Source organism: Pseudoalteromonas sp. MMG007 (genome assembly GCF_018100985.1).
Lineage (GTDB): Bacteria > Pseudomonadota > Gammaproteobacteria > Enterobacterales > Alteromonadaceae > Pseudoalteromonas.
Genome location: NZ_JAGJEI010000006.1, coordinates 138271 through 163194, shown reverse-complemented (window position 1 = coordinate 163194; position 24924 = coordinate 138271). Strand labels below are relative to the sequence as shown.

16 protein-coding genes and 1 tRNA gene are annotated in these 24924 nt (G+C 36.6%); 7 read left to right on the top strand and 10 right to left on the bottom strand.

The features are described from left to right. Positions 1-138 precede the first annotated feature (138 nt). The 10 genes from J8L71_RS09805 to J8L71_RS09760 form a co-directional block, all read right to left on the bottom strand. Positions 139-687: a sugar transferase gene (locus J8L71_RS09805; RefSeq protein ID WP_211000378.1), complete on the bottom strand. Its 549-nt coding sequence runs from the start codon at positions 685-687 to the stop codon at positions 139-141. Further along, positions 680-1591, bottom strand: a complete 912-nt coding sequence (locus J8L71_RS09800; RefSeq protein WP_211000377.1) for an NAD-dependent epimerase/dehydratase family protein — start codon at positions 1589-1591, stop codon at positions 680-682. Before J8L71_RS09800 ends, J8L71_RS09805 begins: the two co-directional genes overlap by 8 nt. A 31-nt stretch (positions 1592-1622) precedes the next feature. Further along, the gene (locus J8L71_RS09795) at positions 1623-2438 is read right to left on the bottom strand and encodes a glycosyltransferase (protein WP_211000376.1); all 816 of its coding nucleotides are present in this window, start codon (positions 2436-2438) and stop codon (positions 1623-1625) included. Between the two features lie 54 nt (positions 2439-2492). Continuing rightward, the gene (locus J8L71_RS09790) at positions 2493-3701 is read right to left on the bottom strand and encodes a hypothetical protein (RefSeq protein ID WP_211000375.1); all 1209 of its coding nucleotides are present in this window, start codon (positions 3699-3701) and stop codon (positions 2493-2495) included. Positions 3702-3712: 11 nt separating this feature from the next. Further along, positions 3713-4795, bottom strand: a complete 1083-nt coding sequence (locus tag J8L71_RS09785; RefSeq protein ID WP_211000374.1) for an EpsG family protein — start codon at positions 4793-4795, stop codon at positions 3713-3715. A gap of 160 nt (positions 4796-4955) precedes the next feature. Further along, positions 4956-5807, bottom strand: coding sequence for a glycosyltransferase family 2 protein (locus J8L71_RS09780; RefSeq protein ID WP_211000373.1), 852 nt, complete (start codon positions 5805-5807; stop codon positions 4956-4958). 81 nt (positions 5808-5888) lie between these two features. After that, the gene (locus J8L71_RS09775; protein WP_211000372.1) at positions 5889-6842 is read right to left on the bottom strand and encodes a Wzz/FepE/Etk N-terminal domain-containing protein; all 954 of its coding nucleotides are present in this window, start codon (positions 6840-6842) and stop codon (positions 5889-5891) included. Between the two features lie 57 nt (positions 6843-6899). Beyond that, on the bottom strand, positions 6900-9578 hold the full coding sequence (locus J8L71_RS09770) for an SLBB domain-containing protein (protein WP_211000371.1): 2679 nt from the start codon (positions 9576-9578) through the stop codon (positions 6900-6902). 123 nt (positions 9579-9701) lie between these two features. Continuing rightward, positions 9702-10484: a DUF481 domain-containing protein gene (locus tag J8L71_RS09765; protein ID WP_211000370.1), complete on the bottom strand. Its 783-nt coding sequence runs from the start codon at positions 10482-10484 to the stop codon at positions 9702-9704. Positions 10485-10511: 27 nt separating this feature from the next. Further along, a complete protein-coding gene (locus tag J8L71_RS09760) occupies positions 10512-11330 on the bottom strand; it encodes a mechanosensitive ion channel domain-containing protein (protein WP_211000369.1) in 819 nt (272 codons plus the stop codon). A 273-nt stretch (positions 11331-11603) separates the two neighbouring features. On the opposite strand from J8L71_RS09760, the gene J8L71_RS09755 reads away from it, so the two are divergent. The 7 genes from J8L71_RS09755 (at position 11604) to J8L71_RS09725 (ending at position 24771) form a co-directional block, all read left to right on the top strand. Further along, positions 11604-11679: transfer RNA gene (locus J8L71_RS09755), tRNA-His, on the top strand. A gap of 266 nt (positions 11680-11945) precedes the next feature. Continuing rightward, positions 11946-13271, top strand: coding sequence for a surface lipoprotein assembly modifier (locus J8L71_RS09750; protein WP_211000368.1), 1326 nt, complete (start codon positions 11946-11948; stop codon positions 13269-13271). Between the two features lie 12 nt (positions 13272-13283). Further along, the gene (locus J8L71_RS09745) at positions 13284-14408 is read left to right on the top strand and encodes a FecR family protein (protein ID WP_211000367.1); all 1125 of its coding nucleotides are present in this window, start codon (positions 13284-13286) and stop codon (positions 14406-14408) included. Positions 14409-14446: 38 nt separating this feature from the next. Next, entirely contained in the window at positions 14447-20062 is a 5616-nt protein-coding gene (locus tag J8L71_RS09740) for an Ig-like domain-containing protein (protein WP_211000366.1), read from the top strand. 2 nt (positions 20063-20064) lie between these two features. Continuing rightward, positions 20065-20910, top strand: a complete 846-nt coding sequence (locus J8L71_RS09735) for an MBL fold metallo-hydrolase (RefSeq protein ID WP_211000365.1) — start codon at positions 20065-20067, stop codon at positions 20908-20910. Between the two features lie 5 nt (positions 20911-20915). After that, positions 20916-23138, top strand: a complete 2223-nt coding sequence (locus J8L71_RS09730) for an adenylate/guanylate cyclase domain-containing protein (RefSeq protein ID WP_211000425.1) — start codon at positions 20916-20918, stop codon at positions 23136-23138. A 7-nt stretch (positions 23139-23145) separates the two neighbouring features. Next, complete coding sequence (locus J8L71_RS09725) at positions 23146-24771, top strand: HD family phosphohydrolase (protein ID WP_211000424.1); 1626 nt, start codon at positions 23146-23148, stop codon at positions 24769-24771. Positions 24772-24924 lie beyond the last annotated feature (153 nt).

Here is a 24924-nt window from a genome sequence, read left to right as displayed (position 1 = left end):
GAAACTGCTACTCTATTGATTACAATTTTACTACAAGATGAATAACTATTGTACTTAATACCTAAAGACTATAAGTAAAATATTATATAGTCTTTAGGTATTTGGTTACTTTTTGTAAGTTTGTGTATGAGAGATTGGCTACTTGACTCTATCGCCACTGCCGCTTCCTGTTACGGTTTGTAGTATATAAATAAAGTAATGTTTGAGACTTAATGTAGCGATCATTTTTTCGTCGGTTTCAGCTAGCAACTCAGGAGTCGACATATCGATTTCATTTACTTGCGCTAAACCTGTTACACCTGGACGTACATTGTAGATACCTTTAGCATCGCGAGCTTGAGTGAGCTCTTCTTGATTAAACAAGCCTGGGCGTGGCCCAACTAAGCTCATTTCGCCTTTAAGTACGTTCCAAAGTTGTGGCAGCTCATCTAATTTTGTTTTACGTAAAAAGCCACCAAATTGTGTGATAGATGCTGTACTTGCTAAGTGGCTTGCTACAGAGGCTGTATCTACGTTCATTGTTCTGAACTTTACCAAGGTAAACGGTTTTTTATTTCGACCTACACGCTCTTGCATAAACAAAGGTGAGCCTGTGTCAAAAAAGCCAATTACATACAATATAATCAAAAAAGGCATTGTAATAATTAAGCCAGAAAGCGCTAAAAATAAGTCAAGTATCCTAATCATGTTTTTCTCTAGTTAATTGGCGCATTGCTGCATCCATTGTAAATACGGGTTTCCAACCTAGTAATTCATGCATATTACTCGAATCGACTTCTAGATTATCAAACAACTGCTTATTTAAAGATTGTTTTCCTAGCAACTTAAATGCAAATTTCATTAAAAAAATAGGAATAGGTAACTGAAATATAGTTTTATTCAATCCAGCCGCAATAGAGTTTGTAAACTCTTTGGTTGAGACCTGTTGATTGTCAGATGCTAAAAATATTTGTCCTTTCGCATTTTCATGTTTTAAACATAGATATATAAAATCTACTAAGTTGTGTACTGATATAAAACTGCGTTTATTTTTTACTAACCCAAAAGGTAATATAGCAAATTTCGAGATCGTTTTTAACAGTAGCCTAAAGCTACCGGGAGCTTCTTTGCCATAAACCATGACAGGTCTAACGATCACTATTTCCAAGTCCGTATTATTCGCTATATTTTGTAGTTCTATTTCAGCATTATACTTCGATGTAGCGTAATCATTATGTGGATTTGCTTTATCATAAGGCTTGAAAGCCGTTTCACCAGAACTGATACCATTAACACCTATAGTGCTTACAAAAATAAAACGCTTTATATTTGCTTTAACGGCTTCATTAGCTAAATGAGAGACTAGTTTAGTATTGTATCGAGTGTATATTTCAGAATCGGTACCACTTATGTGGACTACACCAGCTAAATGAACAAACGACTCACACCCAACTAAGTCCTGAGCTTTAACGTTAAATAAATCATCGTATTTAATGTAATCACTTAATTTTATGCTTTTTCTGGTTAATGCTAACAGTTCAATGTCACTAGGGCATCCTGTAAGGAGCTCTTTACCTATAAAGCCAGTTGCACCTGTAACTGCTACTTTCATATAAATTCTCTATCTTTGATAATATTATTAATTAGTTTACCTTTCGAGAAAAAAGATAGACTAGGTAAAGTAATTTTTGCGGTAATAATCGTGGTAACGATCTGACTATAAAATAAAAATACGATTTTAAAGCATACTGAGGAAATAGCTTCGCTTTCTGCTTAGCAAGCTTAGCCTCGTAGGTTACATATTTAAAGCCAGTGCGCCGTGCCATCATTTCTTTACCTGCACGTGCCTTTACTAGTGTTTGCTGTATGTTGTACCCTTCGTAACCTCGACTAAGCATACGTAACCATAAATACCAATCTTCCATCGAGATCATATGCTTATAACTGCCCACAGAGATAACCGCGCTTTTTTTAAACATGACACTCATATGGTTGAATGGATTTCGTGAAATGCAGTTTTTAATAATATCATCATTAAATTCTTTTACATTACGAGTCGCTATATAGTTAGTACTTTCACACTCAATCTCATCAATAAATGATCCACAAAGGGTAATTGATGGCTTTTCTTTAAATATAGCTAGTTGCTTCTCAAAACGATCTGCTAAACATAAGTCGTCAGTGTCCATACGAGCGATAAGTTCGTAAGAGCATGCCTTCAACCCTTCGTTCAGAGCATTTCCTAGGCCTACATTTACCTGTAAAGGGACTAATATTATATTAAGCAAAGGCTGCCATTTATTTATAACTTCTATTAAGCTTTGCTTAATAGGGCCATCGAGTACAAGTACTACTTCAGACGCCTTCACGGTTTGGCTATATAAGCTTTCCAAGCATGCATGCAAATATGTAGGGTTTTCTTTATCATATATCGACATTAAAACCGAAAAATCATTCATTCATCTGTCCTATAAACACAGTTACCTAAATACACAATGGCCTTACTTAGGATTTTACTTACTTGCTAACGAGAGCAGCTTATTAAGTTCTTTTTCACTTATTAATTCATCTGAAAAATAGTCAAAATCTACCAGATAGTTATGTATATAGCTAAGTATCCTAGAAAAGTCGAAGTCACTGTAAATTGCTCGTCCGTATACTTTTAATTCTTTATTATAAATAAGCGCTTCTAGTCCAATAGTAGAGTTTATGGTAGTAACTACTTTGGCACTTTTAATTAGCTCAGTCGTATTAGAGTTAACTATTAAAAAATCATATTTATTCTTAAGCGATATATAGTCTTTTAGGATTTCAGGATCCGTTTCCGCTGGATGAATTTTCACATAAAGCTTGCAGCCATGCTCTTTGGCTAATAAAACTGCTTTTTCAATAGCTTGCTGGTTATTTATATCGCTATTTAAAATTAGTTGAGAGTCATACCTTACTTGCGTTGGAAAAAAAATATAATCGCAATTTAGGTCTGCATCATCGTAAGTTAGATCTGAACTAGATTTAGAGCGAAATAGCCTCAATACAGCGGTCACTTTTTTTAATAAAGAAACCTTGTCTTCCTCACGTATACCTTTACCAAGAAAACTACTTAAATAATCAGTAATGTAAGCTTTTATAAATTTAGGTTCTAGCTTACCTTGAGGAATAGGATTATTTTTGTAATCCTCATAAACCTTAATCCATTGCTTGTGCTTTTCAGGTGCGATTGAAGGAAGCATGTCTAATTGATGAGCATCGAAAAATAAGCTTGATTTAGCATTTACTCCTAACCTGTCAAATATAACCTTCCCAGGTAAATTACTAATTTCACTAAAGAGTGTTTTAACATTTCGTCCTGAAAAATGATCTATAAAAGCCTTTTGCGACGCTGAATTACCATTAAAAACGATCGCAACTTCTATATGATCGTAATTTAATTGCTGATTAATCAACTGAGCACTGATCATTTGATAAACAGATTTAGCATGTTCTAAAGACTGGCTACCACGGTAAACATATGTCAAGTTTAAGAAATCACTGTCAGCCAATGCATTGGCATCATTTAGATACTTTGAGTGAGCATTAAATAATACGACTTCAAAGTCGCTTTTTAAAAACTGGTAAACAGAATACTTTGTAGTAAAGAAAAGAAAACGCTTATTATTTGCACCTTTAGCTAATCGATAGAAAAAAGTGGCTCTATCATAATTATCAACATAAACAGCTATCATTTTGAATCCTTTTATAATCTTCCGCCGGGTTCTGGAGCTTTGTCATATTCTTTATACAAGAGCTCATGCATATTGTTTGAAAGTGATTCTTGCGTTGTTGATTTAAGAGCAAGTACACCAAACACTATGATATTTTGTGGTAGTAAAAAGATAATAAATATCATTGAATATACAAAAAAACGATTCATAAATATCTTTAAATTTTCTGCAGCAAGTATAACAACCGGAAAAAAGAAAAACATACCAAAGTAAATATATCGCTCAGCTAATGTCCTAGAAAATATAGCTAAAAATATAATTGGAAACATATATAAACTTACACTGTATAGCATTTTTATTGCATATTCTTTTTTATCATTAAGCTGAGCAGTTCCATACATGAACTTGAATTTTTTGATATAAACCTGTCTAATTCTATAAATAGAAAAAGCGAATACAATTAATTTAATTAATGCAATTAAAATAAATTCAAAATCTCGCCTTTCTATATACTCGCTCCACGGACCAGTCAGAAAGGTCATAAGCTTTCTTTGTATATGGTCTAAAAAAGGTAGCACGCTTGCTAAAGGTGTAAATAAGAAGCCAGTAATGCCTAAAACAAGCAATAATGAAAAAATTGTTTTGTATTTATGAAAGGAATTTTTGAATATAAATACAGGAATATACATTACAGAGTAAAGTATAGCCGCAGGGTGTATTAAAGGTGCAATAATAACAAACGCCAAAGCGGCCTTTTTCCTTTGAGTACAAATTAAATATAACGCTATATAACTCAATGAAAAAGAAAGCATCGACTCAAAGTTACCTATGGCAGTACTAGGCATACTTATAAGGGCTATCAAAAAGAAAAACAACAATTTTTTATTTCTATTAAATGAGAATAAAACAGCAAACTTTAAGCTTACAGTTAACACTATAAAATAGTTTAAAAATAGCGAAAGCCCCGTATAAAATTGAGGCCCCATACCTAAAGACTGTAGTAGATTAAAAACACTGTATCGATACAATTTACCTGTAGCTAGTATATGTATGTCTGGTTTGTAAAAAGATAAATAGTACCTTGAATAATCACCGATATATGACACCGGGTCCATGGCCATTCCATAAAAAATAAAAAACAATGAAAATAAAAACACTATAAAAGTATAGTTATTCTTATTTAAAAAAAACGGAACAACACACGAGAACAATATAAATGAAAATACTGGAGAAAAAAAACTGCCAACTAGGAAGAGTAGATATAAAAAAAAGCTTTTAACGTTTGAATTTAACATACATGCCTGCAATAAAAAGCAAGATACTTTCGTACCACGTATATGAAATATTATTTTTGACTAAGTCCTTTTTTTTACACTTACTCAAAAGGTAAACTTTATTTTTCATTAAATATAAATACTCTGAATACAAAAGTTTATACTTGCTATTTATGTACTCTTCTAATAAATAAAAAGCTTTTAACCCTTTAATATGTTGCTTTACACTTTTTAAATCTGTTATCTGTCCTTCTCCGTGATCTTTATTCCATAAAGCTACAGTATGCTCAAAATATTTAGTTTTGTTAGTTTTTATAAGCTCCATATGCAGCTGAGTATCTTGATACTTAGGGAGAGTCTCTAAAAACATGATATCGTCAAAAGCTCTTTTCTTAATTAATGAACCGTTAGTATGTAGCCCTCCAATAGCATGAAAACTATTGATGTATGTATTGTCCACAAGATGTTTAGGCTTATTACCACTGCCTTTAACGTGTCCAAACACTGCAACTAAGTTAGGCTGTGCTAATAATTTAGCAAGTAAGAATTCAATTTTATCTGTAAGGTAATGATCATCATCATCAAGAAATGCAATATATTGACCTTTAGCTAATTTAGCACCTTTATTTCGAGAAGCTCCTCCTCCTAATCTTTTTTCATTTCTTGAAATATGTATAGGAGTTTTGGAAGAAAGGTTGTCTAATTTAACAGGGGCGTCTGAGCAGTCATCTATTACTATAATTTCAATGTTCTTATATGTTTGTTGACATACTGAATCGATAGCGCGTGTAAGCATTGTAGTCCTATTTAACGTTGGGATTACTACACTTACTAATGGTTCATTGGTACTCATCATCATGCCTTTGAGTTACATATAAAAAGAGCTAGAATTTAAAAAAGCTCTAACTCGTATGAAGCTTAAAACTTTTTAGGTTTATTTTTGTTTGAGAAAAAAACGAATAACTAAAAAGAAAAAACTGAGAATGAAACCTAATAGAGTACCTGCAATACAAATTATTGCTCGTCTAGGTTTAAACTTTTCTTCAGGAATAACCGCAGGATCTATAGTTTTAAATACATATTCATCACGTACATTAGCAAACATAATTGTTTTTGTTTGCTCTTCCACTAACTTGTATAAGACACTTCGAATATCTGAAATTCTTGTTTTATCAAGTTGCTCCGTTAAAAACTCGGTGCTTTTAACAGCCTCAGTTACATCACGCTGCTTAACCTCTAAGTTTATATCTTCAATTAACCAATCAACCCACTGTTGAGCCACTAATGGAGATATATGCTCTACAGAAAGTGTAATAGTCCCACTCTCTGGATCTGAGTTTGTACTGACTATTTTAGAAAAAACTTTATAAGCTTCCTGCATCGAAGGCTCAGCATTTCTAGGGGCTTTAACTTCTCTTAACCACTTATTTTCTGAAACAGAATAAATTTCTTCATTATATGACAGCTCACCACTGTCAATACTCCAGCTTTTGGCTGCCATCAACTCAGGTAGTACTGAGTGCTTTTCTATAAAACTGCTTGTAAACTTTCGCGATTGAAGAATTTCAAGTGCGAGCTTAGTTTTATCAGCTCCGCCACCGCCTAGGTCAACACCTGTAATACCAGCTAAGCCACCAAATTGACTTGCTAAGCCTGCTAATCCATTTGATTGTTTAGACTCAGCAGGAATAAGTACAGCCTCTGCTTTATAAATATTTGGTAAATTAATAGCATAAAAAACAGACAATACTGCAAAAATACTCGACACAATAATTATAAGTAACTTTCCACGCCATATGCTGGCGATCAAATCACGCATATCTAATTCATCATCTTGGTTGTATGAAACCCCTGTTTCATACTCACCTTTTATATTATGTTTAGTCATTACTTAATTTTCACTTAAATTATTCAAATTAGATAAACAGATTTAAAAAACCATCACTTATATGCTGCTGATTGCGGCTACTGCTACACCTAATTGGTAAAGTATTTGAGTTGCAGTACTCCATAAAGTCAGTTTGTCCATATGGTCTGCGTTCATAGGGATCACAATTGTATCGCCAGGCTCTAACTGTTCTGAATTATTAGCTGCAAACCAGCCGCCGGTATGAGGTATTTTTACCGAGCCATTTGCTTTAATGATGTAAATACTATCTTCGTCAGCACGCTCTTTCAGGCCACCGCTTAGATCTATATAGTCATCAACACTTACGCCAGTTTTATACAAATGTGAGGTTGAGTAGTTAACTTCGCCAATAACACTTATTGAATCACGCTTGCTTGGTACATATAAAACATCACCATCTTGAAGAACTAAGTTTTGCTTATTTTCAACAATGAGTGGTAAATCGATTACCAAACGCCCTACTGCTTCTACACTTGCTAAATCATTTAGTAGCATGTTCATTTCGTCGTACGAAAGTGTGTTACTGCTTACTGAATTTTGAAAGCTCTTTGAAGCTATGTCACGGCGTAGTTCTGTTGATAAACGCGCTAACTGCTCCTGCTCTTGCTCTTTGATTGATGCCCGAGTAAATATTGCTGCTTTTTGCTCTGCAAACTCAGAAAAACCACCTGCGCGCTGAAGTAATTCAGTGAGCGTTTCACCTCGACGGATAGTATATGTACCAGGGAATCTAAGCTCACCTTTAAGTTCTACTTTTACGTTTTCTTGCCAATTTGGGATAGCAAACACGTTAATGCTGTCTTTACTTTGTAATGTAATATTACTTTGTAAGTCGCCGCGCATTGCACTTTCAAGGTCTAAGCGTAAGTGCTCTATTTTAGAGGCATCACTTGCTACAATACGCGTTATTTCAGCTTGCTTAACATAAGCAGACTCAAGTAAGCCGCCTGCCGCTGTTACTAAATCACGCACCTCACCGCCTACCATTAATGGGTAAATACCTGGGAAAGTTACGTTACCGCTAATTTCAACAAGCTGCATAGCTTGGCTCACAGAAGCCTGTTGTTTAAACTTGGCAATAATTGGTGCAAGTAAGTTATGACGACTAAATAATGCGTAGTCTTCTGGTTTAAGCTCTTGCTCTGCTTCTTCCTTGGCTTTACGTTTAGAAATTTCAGCAATAGTTAGTGCTTTATTTTCATCAATCACAAACTTGTCGTCTTGTTGACTAATACCAACGTATTTTTCAAATTGTTTTTGCTCGAACTTATGCCATTGTTCTGCTTTTTGCTGTTGCTCTTGCTGTTCTTGACTTAGTGCCATATTAGCAAGTGCTGATTTTTCAGCTTCTTTTTCTTCAAAACGGCTGAATACAACAATTTTGTCATTCGCTTTTAGCGCTAGGTTATTTTCAGGGTTTTTTATTATCGCTTGTGCTACATCAAACTGGTGCGCTTCTATATCACCATTAATGTTTATTTCGCGGATCACTAAGCCATAGCTTAGATCGGCTTGTGGGAGTAAGTCTCCACGTACTGATTTTAAAACATCAGAAATACGCTTACCTTGATGCCACTGATAATTACCAGGGCGAGCTACCGCACCAATTAGGCTTATAGAGTTTTGATATTGTGAGCTAACTGAATTAAAACGAATACGATCGCCATCTTGCGGGATATAGTTTATTTGTGATTTAGAAAAATCGACAGAAAGAACTTCTTTGCGGTCAAAATTAAAGCGCTCCACCACAGCATTTTTAGCATATGCACCGGGCTTAAGGCCACCGGCCATCGTTAGCAATTGCTTTGCAGACTCGCCTTTTTTTAGCTCAAATATTGCAGGGCGTTTAACTAAACCCTCAACGCGAACCTGTGCACCTACAGGAGGAACAAACACAACATCACCCGGCTTTAATACTATATCATTGCTGCTATCGCCTTTAATAAGTAAGTCATACAAATCAAAGTTAGCAACAACCTTACCGGCGCGTTTAACTTGAATATTACGAAGCGAGGCAATATCCGACACACCACCACTTACAAACAGTGCATGCGATACCGTTGTCAACGAAGAAACACTATAACTACCTGGTTTATACGCTTCACCAAGCACTAAAATACGCATACTACGAAGCTGCCCAAGTGATACAAAAGCTTTTACGCCTATGACTTCTTGTTCTACTTTTACTTTTATTAAATCTTTAATTTCGGCAAACGTTAAGCCGGCAACTTCTACCGGGCTTAAATCAGGAATGCTTATTCGGCCTTCACGGTCAACAGTTACATCAAAACTGTCGCTTTCTTTTCCGTAAAAGCTTATTTTTAATTGATCGCCAGGCCCTACTATATAAGTATCGGGTACTGCTGCATTTTCGCTTGGCATAAAGGTGGTAGGCTCGCCAGCAAATAACTCATAACCGTATGGTTTTAATTCGTCTGTTTTTGGCTTAAAACGCTCTTCATCGGTTAAGTCTGTTGTTTCTTGTTCCGGGCGTTCACCAATAGTTGATTGCTGCTCATCACTATTTTGAGCATTAGATTGGCTTGTTCCGGTGATTGTAGATACATCTACACCATACTGTTTAGCAAGCGCTTCTTGTTGAGCTTTTGGCAGTTTTTTAAATTGCTCAATTTGAGAGGCGGTTGGCGTAAAAGCCGTTGCGCTAAGACTACAAAGCAGTATAAAAGCACTAAAAAAATATGTTAAAACTTTCACGAGTAGGTATATCCCTAGTTCTACAACCAAAATCGGTCGCCATAATACATTAAATTTAGATAAATAAAAAAGGGACTTTCGCCCCTTTTTTCATTTTAATGTCATTTATATTCGTTAGTGTAGTTAAAAACTATAAACTAGCGTTAATGACGTTTCTGTATCTGTGCTTTCTTCATCGTCAGCAACGTCTGAGTTGTTGATAACGTTAAAAGCCACTTTCATTTGTAATGAACCATTAATTTTAGCAAGCAATGCAGTTTCTGAGCGAGTCTTAGTATTTGAGTCACCGTATTCAACAGCCACTAATTGAGTAAAACGCGCATTTTCAGAAATCTGCCAGTTGTAATCAAGCTTACCTAAAGCAATTATTTCACTGTCGCTTTCGCCAGCTAAAAGGTTACCGTTTTCGTCTACTTGAGTACTGTCATCTGAGTATTCAAAAAACTTATAACCCGGACCAAACTCTGCATTTAACCACATGTCGTCTTCGTTAAGTAAACGAAGACCGTAACCTGCAGATATCACAGACTCAGTTCTATACGCACCAAAGTAATCTGAAACGTGTGAACCATAAATGAATAAATGCGAGTGCTCTTCATTTAATTTGTAATTACCTTGCGCAGAGGCAGAGTACTTTTCGTTAGTACGCTGCTTTTCTTTGTCGCCGTTATCGTCTTCAACTTCATCTTCTTTGTAGATGCCGTCGATTTTGTACTCGTTATCCCAGTTTTCTAAGTGGTGTAATACTTTAAGGCCACCTTTAAGCGTGGTTGTTTCTGTATTACCACTAGTGACAATTGCCCCAAGTTCACTCGTCACTTCCCACGTTTTTTGTTCTGCGTCTTCAGCGAATGCGTTGGTTGCAGCAGATGCTGCAACTAAAAGTGTTAAAAGCTTTAATTTCATTAAAAATAACCTATTTAATACTAAGAATTAGTCTTGCTTGTGTAAATGAACATCCATTTGTGGAAACGGAATATTAATATCTGCATCATCTAGTGCAATTTTAATATTTTCCATTAATGACCAGTATGTAGGCCAATAGTCGGCAGAATTAACCCAAGGGCGAACAACAAAGTTTACGCTAGAATCACCTAACTCATTTACAGCAACTGTATAAGCTGGATCTTTAAGTAAACGGGTTTCTGCGTCAAGCACTGATTTTAATACTTCTTTAGCTTTACGTAAATCAGCATCGTAACCAACACCAATAACTAAATCGATACGGCGTGTAGATTCACGTGAGAAGTTAGTAATAGCACCAGACATAATTTGAGAGTTAGGCACAATGATTACTTTATTATCTGGAGTACGTAATTCTGTTGAAAATATTTCTATTTTTTTAACAGTACCCATTTTTCCGCCTGCTTCAACAAAGTCACCAGACTTAAAAGGACGAAGTAAAATAATTAGCACACCAGAGGCGAAGTTAGATAATGAACCTTGCAGTGCTAAACCAACAGCTAAACCTGCAGCACCCAAAATAGCTATAAATGACGTTGTTTCTATACCAATCTGTGAAAGTGCCATTAATATTGTTACAGCAAACACAAGTGCAAACACTATACTTGCAACAAATGACCCTACAGCTTTATCTACTTTCTTTTTAGCAAAGCCTTTTTCAGTTAAGTTAGAACAAAACTTAGCAACACGACTACCAATTAAAAAGATAACAAGCGCTACAACAGCTTGAATACCATAATGTAAAATTAGGCCTGAGTTTTCATTTAGCCAATTAAGTACTGAATCCATATTTACTCCGATTTGTTTATGTAAGCGATTTTCAGGAAATATTATACATTAATTTACAATTAATTCTCATAAAACAATGAATTCATACTACAAAAACGAAACATTTTTTATTTTTTAGCCAATAAAATTCCAATGCAATTTATTTATTCTGCATGAACTGAAGATCTCTAACGCTATCTTTTTAAATTATTTTATTTATTTTAGCTTTTAGGGCTTCACAAGGTTTATTATTTTATGTATTATGCGCGCCACACCAAACAAGGTGTTGTAGTGGCGGTTGTAGCTCAGTTGGTAGAGCCCCGGATTGTGATTCCGGTTGTCGCGGGTTCAAGCCCCGTCAATCGCCCCATTTTTCTTCTTTTATTTATCTCTCCTATAAAAATAAAAAAACCTCATATAATATTTTTTTGTATTCTACTTATCCTGCATTTATACAAGTTAACAGAGAAATTTAAGACTTTTTTGCTATTTAATATTTTATCCATAGCGTCAAAAACATAAATTTAACCTTAAGTCTGTTTTCTTTACATGAAAACAAAAAGTGCTACCTTAGTTAAGCATGAATAGATTTTAGTACCAGCGACTAGTGCATCTTTACAGGATTTTAAAACAAACATGATAAAGCGTCTTACTTCTATTTTATTACTTAGTTACGTTACCTTACACAGTTTAAACGTTAAGGCTCAAGACGATATCCCTTATGTGAAGATGTTAGGTGAAATACAGTATTTAATTTCAAACAAACAATACTCTAAAGCATACAAACAAAGTCAGAAATATTATAAATACTTAGGTGAGCCCGACTTTGATTATTTGTTGGGTATTTCTGCTCTAAATTCAGGCGTATCGGCTCCCGCTGTATTTGCATTTGAAAGAGTAGTAGAAGACAAGCCACAGTGGTATGAAGCTCGTTTATATTTGATTAAATCTTATATTGCGGCAAATAACTTACCTGCTGCAAACTCTCAGGCTTTAGCTTTAATACATAACAAGACTGCCTCTGATAGAGTAAAAACTGCCGCGCAAAATTTATTAGAAATATCTCAAAACAAACAACGTGTTAATGCACGTTCGTTTAACCAAAGTATTGAATTTGCTTATGGCAAGGATGGTAACGTTAATGCGGGGACGTCTGAAGATACTATATTAATTCCTAATTTAGGTGAGTTTTTACTTTCGCCAGATAGTAAAAGTACTGACGATAGTTATGTAAAATTAAATTATAGAGGCCATTATTTACACCCTATAGATCAACAAAGCGCTTTATCTGTAGGTATAAGTACTGACTGGTATAAATTTAGCGAGTTATCACAATACGACCGTATAAATACGCGTTTATCAGCTCGCTACCAGCAGCAGTTAAACAACACCCGCTGGTATGTGCAAGCAGGCGTTACCCCTTTGCTGTTAGATGGCGAACTATATAGAACAGAAACATCAGTTGTTGGCGGAGCTAACTACAAATTAGATAAACAGTTAAGCCTTTTTAGCGCAGTAACACTTGGCCATATAAAGAACTCGTTTGATGAAAAGTTAGATAACTCTTTTTACTCGCTCAATATTGGCGCAAGCTATATGTCATCAAGTTGGTTACATAGTGTAAGTGCTAACCATAAAAGCGAAATTGCAAGTATTGATACTGGTGACTTTAATGCAAGAAATATTAACGGAGTATACTATCAAGTAACCGCTCTACTTGGCCAGCAGTGGCAGTTGTCGGCTCAAACTGGCTATCAGTGGATTGAATACCAAGATGAGCACCCTTTATTTATGCAAGATCGTGACGATAGCTTGTTAATACTTTCAAGCTCATTGCGGTACTTAGTCACTAAAAGCTTAGCCGTACAGTTAGCGTTAAACTATCAAGATAAAACTAGTAATATTTCGCTGTTTGAATACGACCGCTTTGATACTAATTTAAGCGCTAGTTACTCATTTTAATTTAAGGTAATTATGAAACATTTAATCCCATTATTAACCACCTTACTTTGTGTGAGTTTTTACGCGCAAGCTAATACATCAGCTGCGGGCAAAACTATTTTGGCCAGAGGTGCGGTAGTCGCTACCGATGCCACCTCCGATAAGCAAAGATCTTTAAAACGACGCGACACTGTATACGGCGTAGATAAAATAACAACCGGCGAAAAAAGTAAGGCTCAATTTTCAATGTCTGATGGGGGCTTAATTGCTTTAAAAGAAAACTCAGTACTAAATATTGCAAATTATGATTTTGATGCAGTTACACAACAAGGTTCTGCGTCAATAGAGCTAATTAAAGGCGGGTTACGCTCAATTTCAGGTGTTATAAAAAAGAACGGCGGTTCTTATAACGTTAAAACACCGGTAGGCTCTATTGGTATACGTGGAACACACTTTGAATTACAGCTAGTTGATGGCGATATGTACGTTGCCGTTTGGGATGGTGCTATTGATCTTACCTTAAAAGATAACAGCATTTTATCACTTGGTAGTAATGAACCCTTTTCATTTGCGCAAGTTACGTCTTTAGGGGATGTAATAAAAACCACCCAAGCTCCGGCTATTTTTGCCCAAAGCATTGCCTCTATTAACATTAATGGTGAATCAGACGCTCAGCAGGAACAAATAACAGAAAATATCGCTTCAGAAAATATCGAAGATGCCGATATACTCCTCACTGATATTTACGCAGAACAACAGTTTCAAGCGGTTAGTAATGCGTCTTTAATTGACCAAATAGCCCAACGACAAGGTATTTTTAATTACCAAGCAACGAGTTTTGACGTTTCGTCAAGCTTAGGTGAAGTAAGCGACTTTTCTATGTCTATGGCGGTCGATTTTGATAATGGCACTGTTCCTGATGGAGAAATAAGTTTTAACGATGCTGGCGGAAATTGGTACGCTGCTTATAGCGGCTTTATTGATTTAACCAAATTAGATTTGGCCGTTACTTTTGCCTCACATAATAACAATAAAGCTACTGGTGAAATTGATGCTATTTTTTTAAACGATATAAATACCATCACTGGCGACTTTAATCTAAATGAAATAAGTAACCCAGCAATTAACACCTCAGGCTCGTTTAGATTAGAGCCCTAAAAAATTAATATATAAAGCTTTTTATTGGAGTATGTAAAATGACAGCAAAAAACCTTTTTTTGCACGGTTTAATGGTTTTTTTGCTAAGTGCATGTGGCGGCTCCTCAGAGGAGGCGTCTCAGCAAGAGTCTGTATCTACGCCTGTAGAGCTAGATTCCCCATCTTCCTTAGCTAATACAATTAACTTAGCGGGAGTTACTGGCGAAACAATCACTACTAAAGTACAAGTTTCTGGTGCTGTAGCTGCAAGTCGAGGTGTTGTAGGTTCAGCCATAGCCAACTCTCAGGCGACAATTACTCTTTCACAAATTGGTGAAATAATACAAGGCAATATTACTTTTTTACTTAGCGTATCTGACCCTGACGGTATAAACGCAGTAAACCTAGTACTTCCGAGTGTGAGTAAAAGCTTACCTATATGTACACAAGAATGTGGAACCGATTTTGAGCAATCTGTAATAGGCCTCAGCCCCTACTTTTACGGTATTGATGCTGGTGATTTGCGCCTAGAAATATGGATTTCTGATAGCCTTAACAACCAAGTTCTGGCAGATGCAATTACTGCTAGTTGGCAACCTTACAAAATTGAAGGCACGACGGTTCAGCGAGATAATCAAACTATAAACTTATCATGGCAGGCGAACGAAAACTTAAATCGTTATAATGTTTATTTAGCAACAGAAGCCGGTATTACCCCTGAAAATATAAACGATTTAGAAAACGGCCAGCAGTTTTTAGGTTTATCTGATACAACATTTAGTATTAGCGATACATTAACGGATAAAAGCTATCAAATTCTAATCACTGGCGTTGATGGCAGTGGTGAAAGTGGCTTTGCCGAAGTTATAAATGTTGCTCCTTTAGGGGGGACGCTAAACTTTGCTCCAATGGCATTTAACGATCAATATAACGTTAATGAAGACCAAGAACTACTAAGTAATGTACTAACTAATGATACCGATGAATACAATAGCACTCTTATTACAAATACCACTGCACAAGTAAGCCCCCAACATGGCAGTGTTGTAATAAATTCAAGCGGCGAATTTACTTACACCCCACGCGCTAATTTCAACGGCGTTGATGCTTTTAGTTATCAGGTAATTAACGAGTTAGGCATGACAGATACTGGCATTGTGGAAATCACCATAAATGCTGTAAATGATGCACCCATTGCGCTTGATAATACCTATAATATAGACTCAGCCGGTACTTTATCTATAACAGCCCCCGGCTTATTAGCTAATGATAGCGATATCGACCTCGACACTTTGACCGTCGATATAACCCCGGTAGCCTCACCTACTAAAGGCAGTATTACACTTAATACAGATGGTAGCTTTGAATATATAGGCAGCGCCAATATGCAAGGTACTGATAGTTTTCAGTACCGTATTGTTGATGCTCAAGGCGCACAAGCTGTTGCAAATGTAACCATTAATGCTTTCGATCAGAATAGCCCTCCTTCAACGTCTAATGACAGCTATAGCCTAGCTGAAGATACCACTCTTGTAGTTGACGCTGCGCAAGGGTTACTGGCGAATGACACAGATCCGAATGATGATACCTTTATTATTGATGATAGTTATTTAGTCTCCCCTTCTCATGGCCAATTACTGTTAGCCACAGACGGTAGCTTTTCATACATTCCAGATCCCAATTACTACGGAATTGATGAATTTCAATATCAAGTAATTGATGCTTTAGGCGCTACGGCATCCGCAACGGCAACACTTACAATAAACAGCATGCCCGATAACCCGGTAGCCCAAAATGATGAGTACCAATTTCAATATAACCAAACACTTAGTATTGCAACTGAAAACGGCTTACTCAAAAATGACGTAAATATAGAGCCTGGCGGATTAACGATTAACACAACCCCTGTTGTAAATGTGCAAAGTGGTACGCTAACACTAAGTAATGATGGCTCGTTTACTTACGAGCCGAACTCAGATTCATTAGATGTGGATAGTTTTACTTATTCGGTTATTAACGAACAAGGCTTGGAGGCATCTGCACAAGTTATTTTAATTAAAACAGGCTCAAACTCTCCAGCAAAAGCTAATAATGATCAATATACGTTAGCAGAAGACAGCCCTAGTACGCTATTGAATGTATTAGAGAATGATACTGATGCTAATGACGATACAATTACACTTATAAATATAGCCAATACAGTGGGTACAGCACAGATTGTAAATAATAGTATTGAGTATACACCTGAGCCTAATTATTTTGGCGAAGTCACTCTAAGTTATACAATTTCTGATGGCGTTACAGATGTTGCACCACTATCAAGCACTGCAACTGTAATGCTTACAATTACACCTATTAATGACACACCTATAGCCACGCCAGATAGTGCCTCTATGGAAGAAGATGCATCACCTATATTGGTTGATGTACTCGCTAATGATAGCGATATAGATGGTGATAATTTAACTATTACAGATGTTGTTACTGACTTAGGCATGGCTTCTGTTGTTGGTAATAAAATAGAATATACACCCACGCCAAACAGTAATGGTGTAGCCATTGTTTCTTACACAATATCAGATGGTAACGGGGCGAGTGACAGTGCTAATTTGCAAATAACGATCTCCCCTACTAACGATGCCCCAGAGGCAAATCCAGATAGTATTACCATTGCTGAAGACGCTCAGGGAACACTGATAAATGTACTCAGCAACGATACTGATTTAGATGGTGATAACTTGACCATTAGCTCTGTAACAGGCGATATGGGGAATGCCTCACTTATAAATAATTTAGTTCAATATACGCCAAGCGCTAATGCAAATGGCACCGCGACTATTAATTATATTTTAACTGACGGTGTCGATAGTGATACAGGTACTCTAACGGTCATAATTACACCAGTGAATGATGCACCCACTGCGATAAATCAAGCATTTTCCATAGATGAAAATGCAACTGATGGTGAGTTAATCGGCACTATTTCTGCAACCGACATTGAAAATAATACGCTTAGTTTTAGTTTAAACAGCGGTGAGACAGGGCTATTTAATATAAATAGCGCCAGTGGGTTGTTAACCGTAAATGGTACCCGCCCATTTGATTACGAGACTGCAACTCAGCACACTGTAAATGTTGATATTACAGATAATGGTTCACCAAATGAAACAACTACAATAACGGTTACCGTTAATATTACTGACGAAGCTACTGTACTTATACCAGTTGAAGATGACACTTTTGGGCGGCCACTTAGTGGACAAATTGATCTTTCGCGTGTTTTTTCTGACGGTGAATTCAACGACAGTATTGAGCTTAATACTAACCTTTATTTTGTAGGTTACAATATCAATGAAGATTCAGACATTATTATTGCCTCTTACTCAAATAACGGCGATATAAACACTGAATTTAATGGTACTGGTTTTAAAACTATTGATTTTGGTGAAGATGAAAAAGCCACTGCTGTTATCTCTGGTGGTGGTGATTTATTTATAGGTTATTCAAGTTTTGATGGCGTAGTTACAGAAGCCTGCTTATTAAAAATAAGCGTTACCGGAGTTGTAAGTACCAACTCAGGCGAAGGTAATACCGGCACAAAATGTACAACACTTGCAGGCGAGTCTGTAATAAACGACCTAGAGTTCACAGACAATAAAGTTCAAGGCGTTGGTTACTCGGCAAATGGCACAGATAAAGACAGTTTATTTCTTAAATTTGATATATCGACTCTCGCTTACGAATCCGGCAGCCCAGGTATAGTGGATGTAAGTGGTAATAATCGTGATGACGAAGCGCATGCAATTAGAAATTTTGGGAACTCTGAACTTCTGGTTGTGGGTAGCACAGTAAGTGAAAATGGTGATTTAGATGCGACTGTTAGGTATCTTCTTCCTGACGGTAACAATAGCGGTAGCTTTAACTCAGGTAACGCACTTATTTTAGACTTATCCGATGAAGAAGGTGACGATGAGTTACTTGCGATTGGCGGCATAAATGCCGTGGACTTTATGGCCTTTTTAGGTGGCTATGTCACCCACTCTTCTGGTGAAAAAGAAGCCGTTATAATCTCAGTTGATAGTGATGGCAATATAGATGAGGATATTGGCAATGATGAAGGTATCGCGATCTATGATATCGATGATAACTCTGGTACGGGTGACGGCGGTGCAATAATTACAGGCGTAAAATACGCCTCAATGAGTAACCAGCTAATACTTTCAGGTACAACTGGTATTGATGCTAGTGATACCGATAAAAAATCGCAGTTATTCTCAGCACGTATATCTATGTCTGATAGAGAGCTCGACGCTGGTTACGGTGATTCTGGTATTAATATAACCTCAAACATAATTGGTCATCAATCCGCTAACGCTTCAACTATCGATGAAAACGATACATTATGGCTCTCAGGTAAGTTTAACGATTCGACTAATGAACCTTTTATAACTTCAGTAACCAGTAATGCAAACCTGTTTACTGATTTTTCAGCAGATGGGTATACTAGTTTAAATAATTTAACTATCAGTTCTGATGATCAATCTTCAAACATTTTAAAACTTCAAAATGGCCTCCACGCCAACAAATATATTAGTGCATCGGTGGCGCAATATAACACCAGCAACAAACTGGTATTAACGCGCTATACGAATAGTGGAACTATTGATACTAGCTTTAGTATTGATGGACACAAAACGATTGATATTAATATTGCTTTTAAAAACATAACTACAGTTGAGCTCAGCGATGGAAGCATAGTTATTGTTGGTACACGTATAAACGGTATAAGCGAAGAAGGCTTTATAGCAAAAGTAGATCAAGATGGTAACCTTGATGATGATTTTGCAACTGACGGGGTTTATACAACAACAGATATTATTGATACCGATGTTTACTTTTCCGATGTCGCGATTGATAGCGGTGATCACATTGTTGCTGTTGGAACCGCAACCAGCCAAGGCGTTTTAAGATCATTTGCAACCATGGTAAAAAGTGATGGTAAGTTAGAGGGTAGTTTTGGTTCTAGTGGCGCTTATTATGGTGAAGTAGATGAGTTTTTTGAAACTATCTATATAGACGACAATAAAGATATATTTATTGCTGGGAAGCAAGTTACTGGAAGCGATTCACAGTTATTAATGGTTAAAATAGACGATGATGCCAACAACATATTTACCTATGTTGATGCCAGCCTCACAACAGACTTAGCAGACAGAGCTGCAAAAGTGTTAGCTGATAACTCAGGAAGCATTTATCTGATTGCAAACGAAGGTACCACACCTAATCAAGCTGTTACTTTAAAACTAAAGCCTGATGGCACCCTAGATACCACCTTTGCGCTTAATGGTGTTGGGCAATATCAACTCGCGTCGGGGAGCGATACAAAAGTTGCCGATGCAGCGTTAGATACTTCAGGTAATATCATTCTAATTGGTATGAGTGAGGCAAAAGGGTTGATTGCTCGTGTTTTAGCTGACGGCACAATAGACACTTCGTTTGGCCAAAATGCACTTGGCTATTATCAAGCTGAACAATGCGATAGCACCCATGAATTTACATCGATACTATTACAAACTGATACTCAAATTGTACTTAGCAGCACATGCTTTGACAACACCTCTAACAACGTGAGTATATCTAAGTTTGATTTCTATGCAGATGGAGTTAAGCCTTAAATATGAGAGTTGAATTTTTTGGGGTTAGAGGGTCTATGCCTTCGCCAGGTAAAAATACACATATTTTTGGTGGAAATACTTCGTGTGTGTATATAGAACAAAGTAATGGACAAAGTTTAGTTTTAGACTCAGGTACCGGCATAGTAGAGCTTGGTGAGCGCTTATTAAAAAATACACACCCCATAAATATATTGCTAACACATAATCATTGGGATCACATTCAAGGCTTTCCCTTTTTTAAGCCTATTTATCAAGCTGATCGTGAGATTACCATTACAGTGGGAGATGTTGACGACGCGGCTAGTAAAAATGCAATATTAAAACAAATGGAAGGTTCTTACTTTCCCGTTACGCACCAAGATTTACCTGCAAATATTACGCTTGATACACAGCGTTCGTCACAAGAAAGCTTCACAGTTAACGATTTTTTTGTAACCACAGCCCCACTAAATCATCCTGGCGGTGGCACTGCATATTGCGTAAATGCAAATGGAGTAAAAATAGCTTACGTTACTGATAATGAGCTCGACCCACCAGGAGAAGTTAAAACAACGGTTAATGAGTGGGCACAGTTTATAAAAGGGGCCGATTTATTAATACATGATGCCCAGTTTACAAATGATGACATGCCAATAAAGCATGGCTGGGGTCATAGTACAATAAATCAGGTGGCTGAACTTGCTGCAAAAGCTGAGGTTAAAAACATTGCTGTAATTAGTCACGATCCTGCGCGTTCAGATACCGAGCTATTAGAAATAGAACAATACTTACAAGCTAACTATAAGAGCTTATCAATAGAATGCGCTCGTGAAGGCCGAGTTTTTAAATTTGCACCAATTAAGGATTAGCGCCAATTAATAACTCTCTTATCCCAAAGATTTATAGACACTTTTTTATCGGTGTAACCATTACACTTTTAGTCGCTGCTGTTGAGCTGTTTTCTTCTGGCGCTCTTGCTCAATTATTAAATAGGGTTGAAGGTATACTTTACGACTCAAGATTAGTGTTTACCCTCCCCTCTACAGCAAAGCAATATGATGAATCAGTGGTTATTATCGATATAGATGATAAAAGTATGGCAGAACAGGGGCGCTTTCCTTGGAGCCGTTCAAAAATAGCTGAGCTAGTTAATAAATTAACTGAAGCCGGCGTTATTGTTATAGCTTTTGATATATTTTTTTCCGAACCAGAAATAAACCCCATTAGCCAAATAGAGTCACAGTTCCCTAACTTTATAAACAGTAACAAATTGAAAGTTAGCGAGGTTAAACAAAAAATTGATGCCGATTCCAAATTGGCTAAAGCACTGTCTAATAACGATACCGTACTAGGTTTTTTGTTAAATAATGACGCTCACCAGCACACCAACCCACTGCCTAGCAGTAGTGTTTATTGGGCCCTTAATGATCAAAAAAACTCACAGTTTAACGTATTTTCAGGCGCTGCCGTTAATATACCCACGTTGCAAAACAACGCTTCTGGCAATGGCTTTATTAATGCACACAGTGAGCATGACGGCTTTATTCGAAAAGCATCTCTTGTAAATAAAATAGGGAATACACTTTACCCCTCTTTAGCGCTCGAAGCTGCCAGACTTTATACACTTGCTGACAAAATTGAGACTCGCTCTCATATTTTAAATGGGATTACACTATTTGACGCAATTAAGTTGAACAATCAGTGGATACAAACCGATGAATACGGAAAAATACTCATTCCATATAAAGGCCCCGAAGGTAGTTTTACGTATTATTCAGCAACAGATGTTTTAAAAGACAAAATTGGAGAAGCTGAGCTTGAAGGGTCAGTTGCTTTTATTGGCACATCAGCCATTGGCTTAGCTGATTTAAGAGCTACGCCAGTTGGGTTACAGTACCCAGGAGTTGAAGTACATGCCAATATATTTCGAGGATTAATTCATCCTGAAATACTTCCTGCACAGCCTAGTTGGTCATCTGGCGCAACGTTATTAATAATCGTGGTTGTGGGTATTTTATTAACTATTTTAAGTTATAAAAAAAATGCTAGATACATTGTGACGGTGACTTTGTCTGTCGCAGCCTTAGTTGTATTATTTAACTTTTACTTATGGAGCATAGAAAAAATAAGTTTGCCGCTGCTTTTGCCCCTGCTACTCATCGCAATATTATCTGGTTACTATATATTTGTGGGCTCAATAGCAGAAATGAAACACAGTCGAAAAATAAAATCGATGTTTGATCAATATGTGCCTCCTGATCATATTAACCAGCTTATTAATCAGTCCAGTAATCTTCCACAGCAAAGTGTTAAACGAAACATGACCGTATTATTTGCAGATATTCGTGGCTTTACTTCATTATCTGAGAATATGTCTGCCCACCAATTAAGTGAATACTTAAATCAATATCTCTCTGCAACAACTGAAATTATCTTCAAGCACAGTGGTACAATAGACAAGTATGTCGGCGATATGATTATGGCCTTTTGGAATGCCCCTCTTAAAGACGATGAGCATGCAAAACATGGTGTAGAAGCCGCAATCGCCATGATCCAAGGGTTAAACTCGATTAACGAAGCATTTTTAGAAAAAAAACTACCCACTATCAACATTGGTATTGGTTTAAATACTGGCGACATGAATGTCGGGGACATGGGATCTAAATATCGTAAAGCTTATACTGTATTAGGCGACGCAGTTAATTTAGGTTCAAGAGTTGAAAGCTTGACCAAGTTTTATGAGGTAGCTATTCTGGTTACTAAAGAAACAATGATAGCATGCCCACATATTTCCTTTAGGTTAATTGATAAAGTACAAGTTGTAGGAAAAACGTCAGCGACAGAGTTATTTGAGCCTATCGACTTTACTGATAATTTAAATACAGCTCAAATAGCTGAGCTTAGTAAGTCAGCAGAAGCTATGACGCATTATTACAATAAAAATTGGCAAGAATCACTTACCTTATTTATTGAGCTAGAAAGTACATCGGTATTTAGCTCTCATATTTACGCCATTTTTATTAAGCGAATTAATGAAACCAATTTGAACACATTATCAAAGGACTGGAACGGTGCCTTCAGACATCAAACAAAGTAATAAAAATATGCCACAACACATTAAAGATAAAAAAAATCTTCGTCATCTCGTTGATATTAGTATCAGATTAACGACAGAAAAAGATTCGAGTAAATTACTTAACGAAATTTTACAGGTAGTGATGTCTGTTGCTAACGCTGATGCTGGTAGTATTTACTCTATTACTGACAACAAGCAACTTAAATTTGAAACGGTAATTAACAAAACATTAGGGTTACACCTAAGAGGTGACGAAGACAGCCCAATCGACTTCCCAAATATAGATCTTTTTATAGATGGTAAAGAAAACGAAACTGCAATCGTAGCGCATTCAGTAAACTCAGGTAAGTATATAAACATTCCAGATGTGTATGCTGCGCTCCCTTTCGATATGAGCGCAGCTCGTAATATGGACTCGCTCACTGGCTATCGTACCAAATCAATGTTAACGATCCCTTTAAAAGATCATGTCGATGATATTATTGGCGTTATACAGCTTATCAATGTTAAAGATGAAAATGACGACATTATTCCTTTTAGTGAGGAGTTAGTCACCCTCACACGATCTTTTGCATCATTAGGTGCTATTTCATTGACTAACTCTACCCTTATTAGAGGTATGGAAGAGTTATTTACCACTTTTGCAGAAACAATTGCAATGGCAATCGATGAAAAGTCACCACACACTGGCGGCCATTGTAAAAGGGTACCAGCGCTTACTCTAATGCTTGCTGATGCTGTACATGATAATAACAAAGGACCTTTGGCATCCTTCACTATGTCTGAAGCCGATAGACATGAACTTGATGTAGCAGGCTGGCTTCATGATTGTGGAAAAATCGCTACACCTGATCACATTATGGAAAAATCGACAAAGCTTGAAACCATATTTGATCGCATAAAATATATAGATGCAAAGTTTGAAGTTATTAAACGTGATTTAAACATTTCTTACCAACGGGAAATTATCTCTGCGCTTAAGCTAAATAAACCTATTGAAGTAAAACAACTAGAGCGTTTACTTGATACTGAACTAAAACAACTCTCTTTAGATAGAGCACTATTAAAGCGTATTAATGTAGGCGGAGAGTTTTTAGGTGAGAACGAACTAAACAAAATTCAAAGAATTGCCAATAAATACACATTAGAAATTAATGGTAAAACAATGCCATTGCTTAATGATGATGAAGTAGAAAACCTATCCATACGCAGAGGCACATTAACTCAAGGTGAGCGTGACATTATGAAGCGTCATATGGATGTAACTAAGAATATTTTAGATGCCCTACCGTTTCCTAAGCATTTGAGTAATGTCAAAGAGTATGCGCTTGGACATCATGAAAAACTAGACGGGACAGGTTATCCCCGAGGCCTTACTAAAGATCAAATGTCGGTTCCTGCTAGGCTCATGGCTATTACTGACATTTTCGAGGCGCTGTCTGCCGTAGATAGACCGTACAAAAAAGCAAAGCCGGTAAGCGAATGCTTAAATATCCTGGGGTTGATGGTTAATAATAATCATCTTGATGCCGACATTTTTGCAATTTTTATAGAATCTGGAGTGTATAAAAAATACATACTTAAGTATGCTAATCCAGAGCAATTAGATGAAGTAGACCTTGAAAATCTACCTGGGTACACCCCAATAGCGTAATACTACAAAAAAATGCCACCTTGCGGTGGCATTTACACACGGGGTTATTTCTACTTATAGAAATACTTTTATTTTTATTACAATTTTTATGTTATTTATTAACAAAAAACATGGTCATAAAGGTAGCACTAAGCGCTTTATGTAGCAACCGTA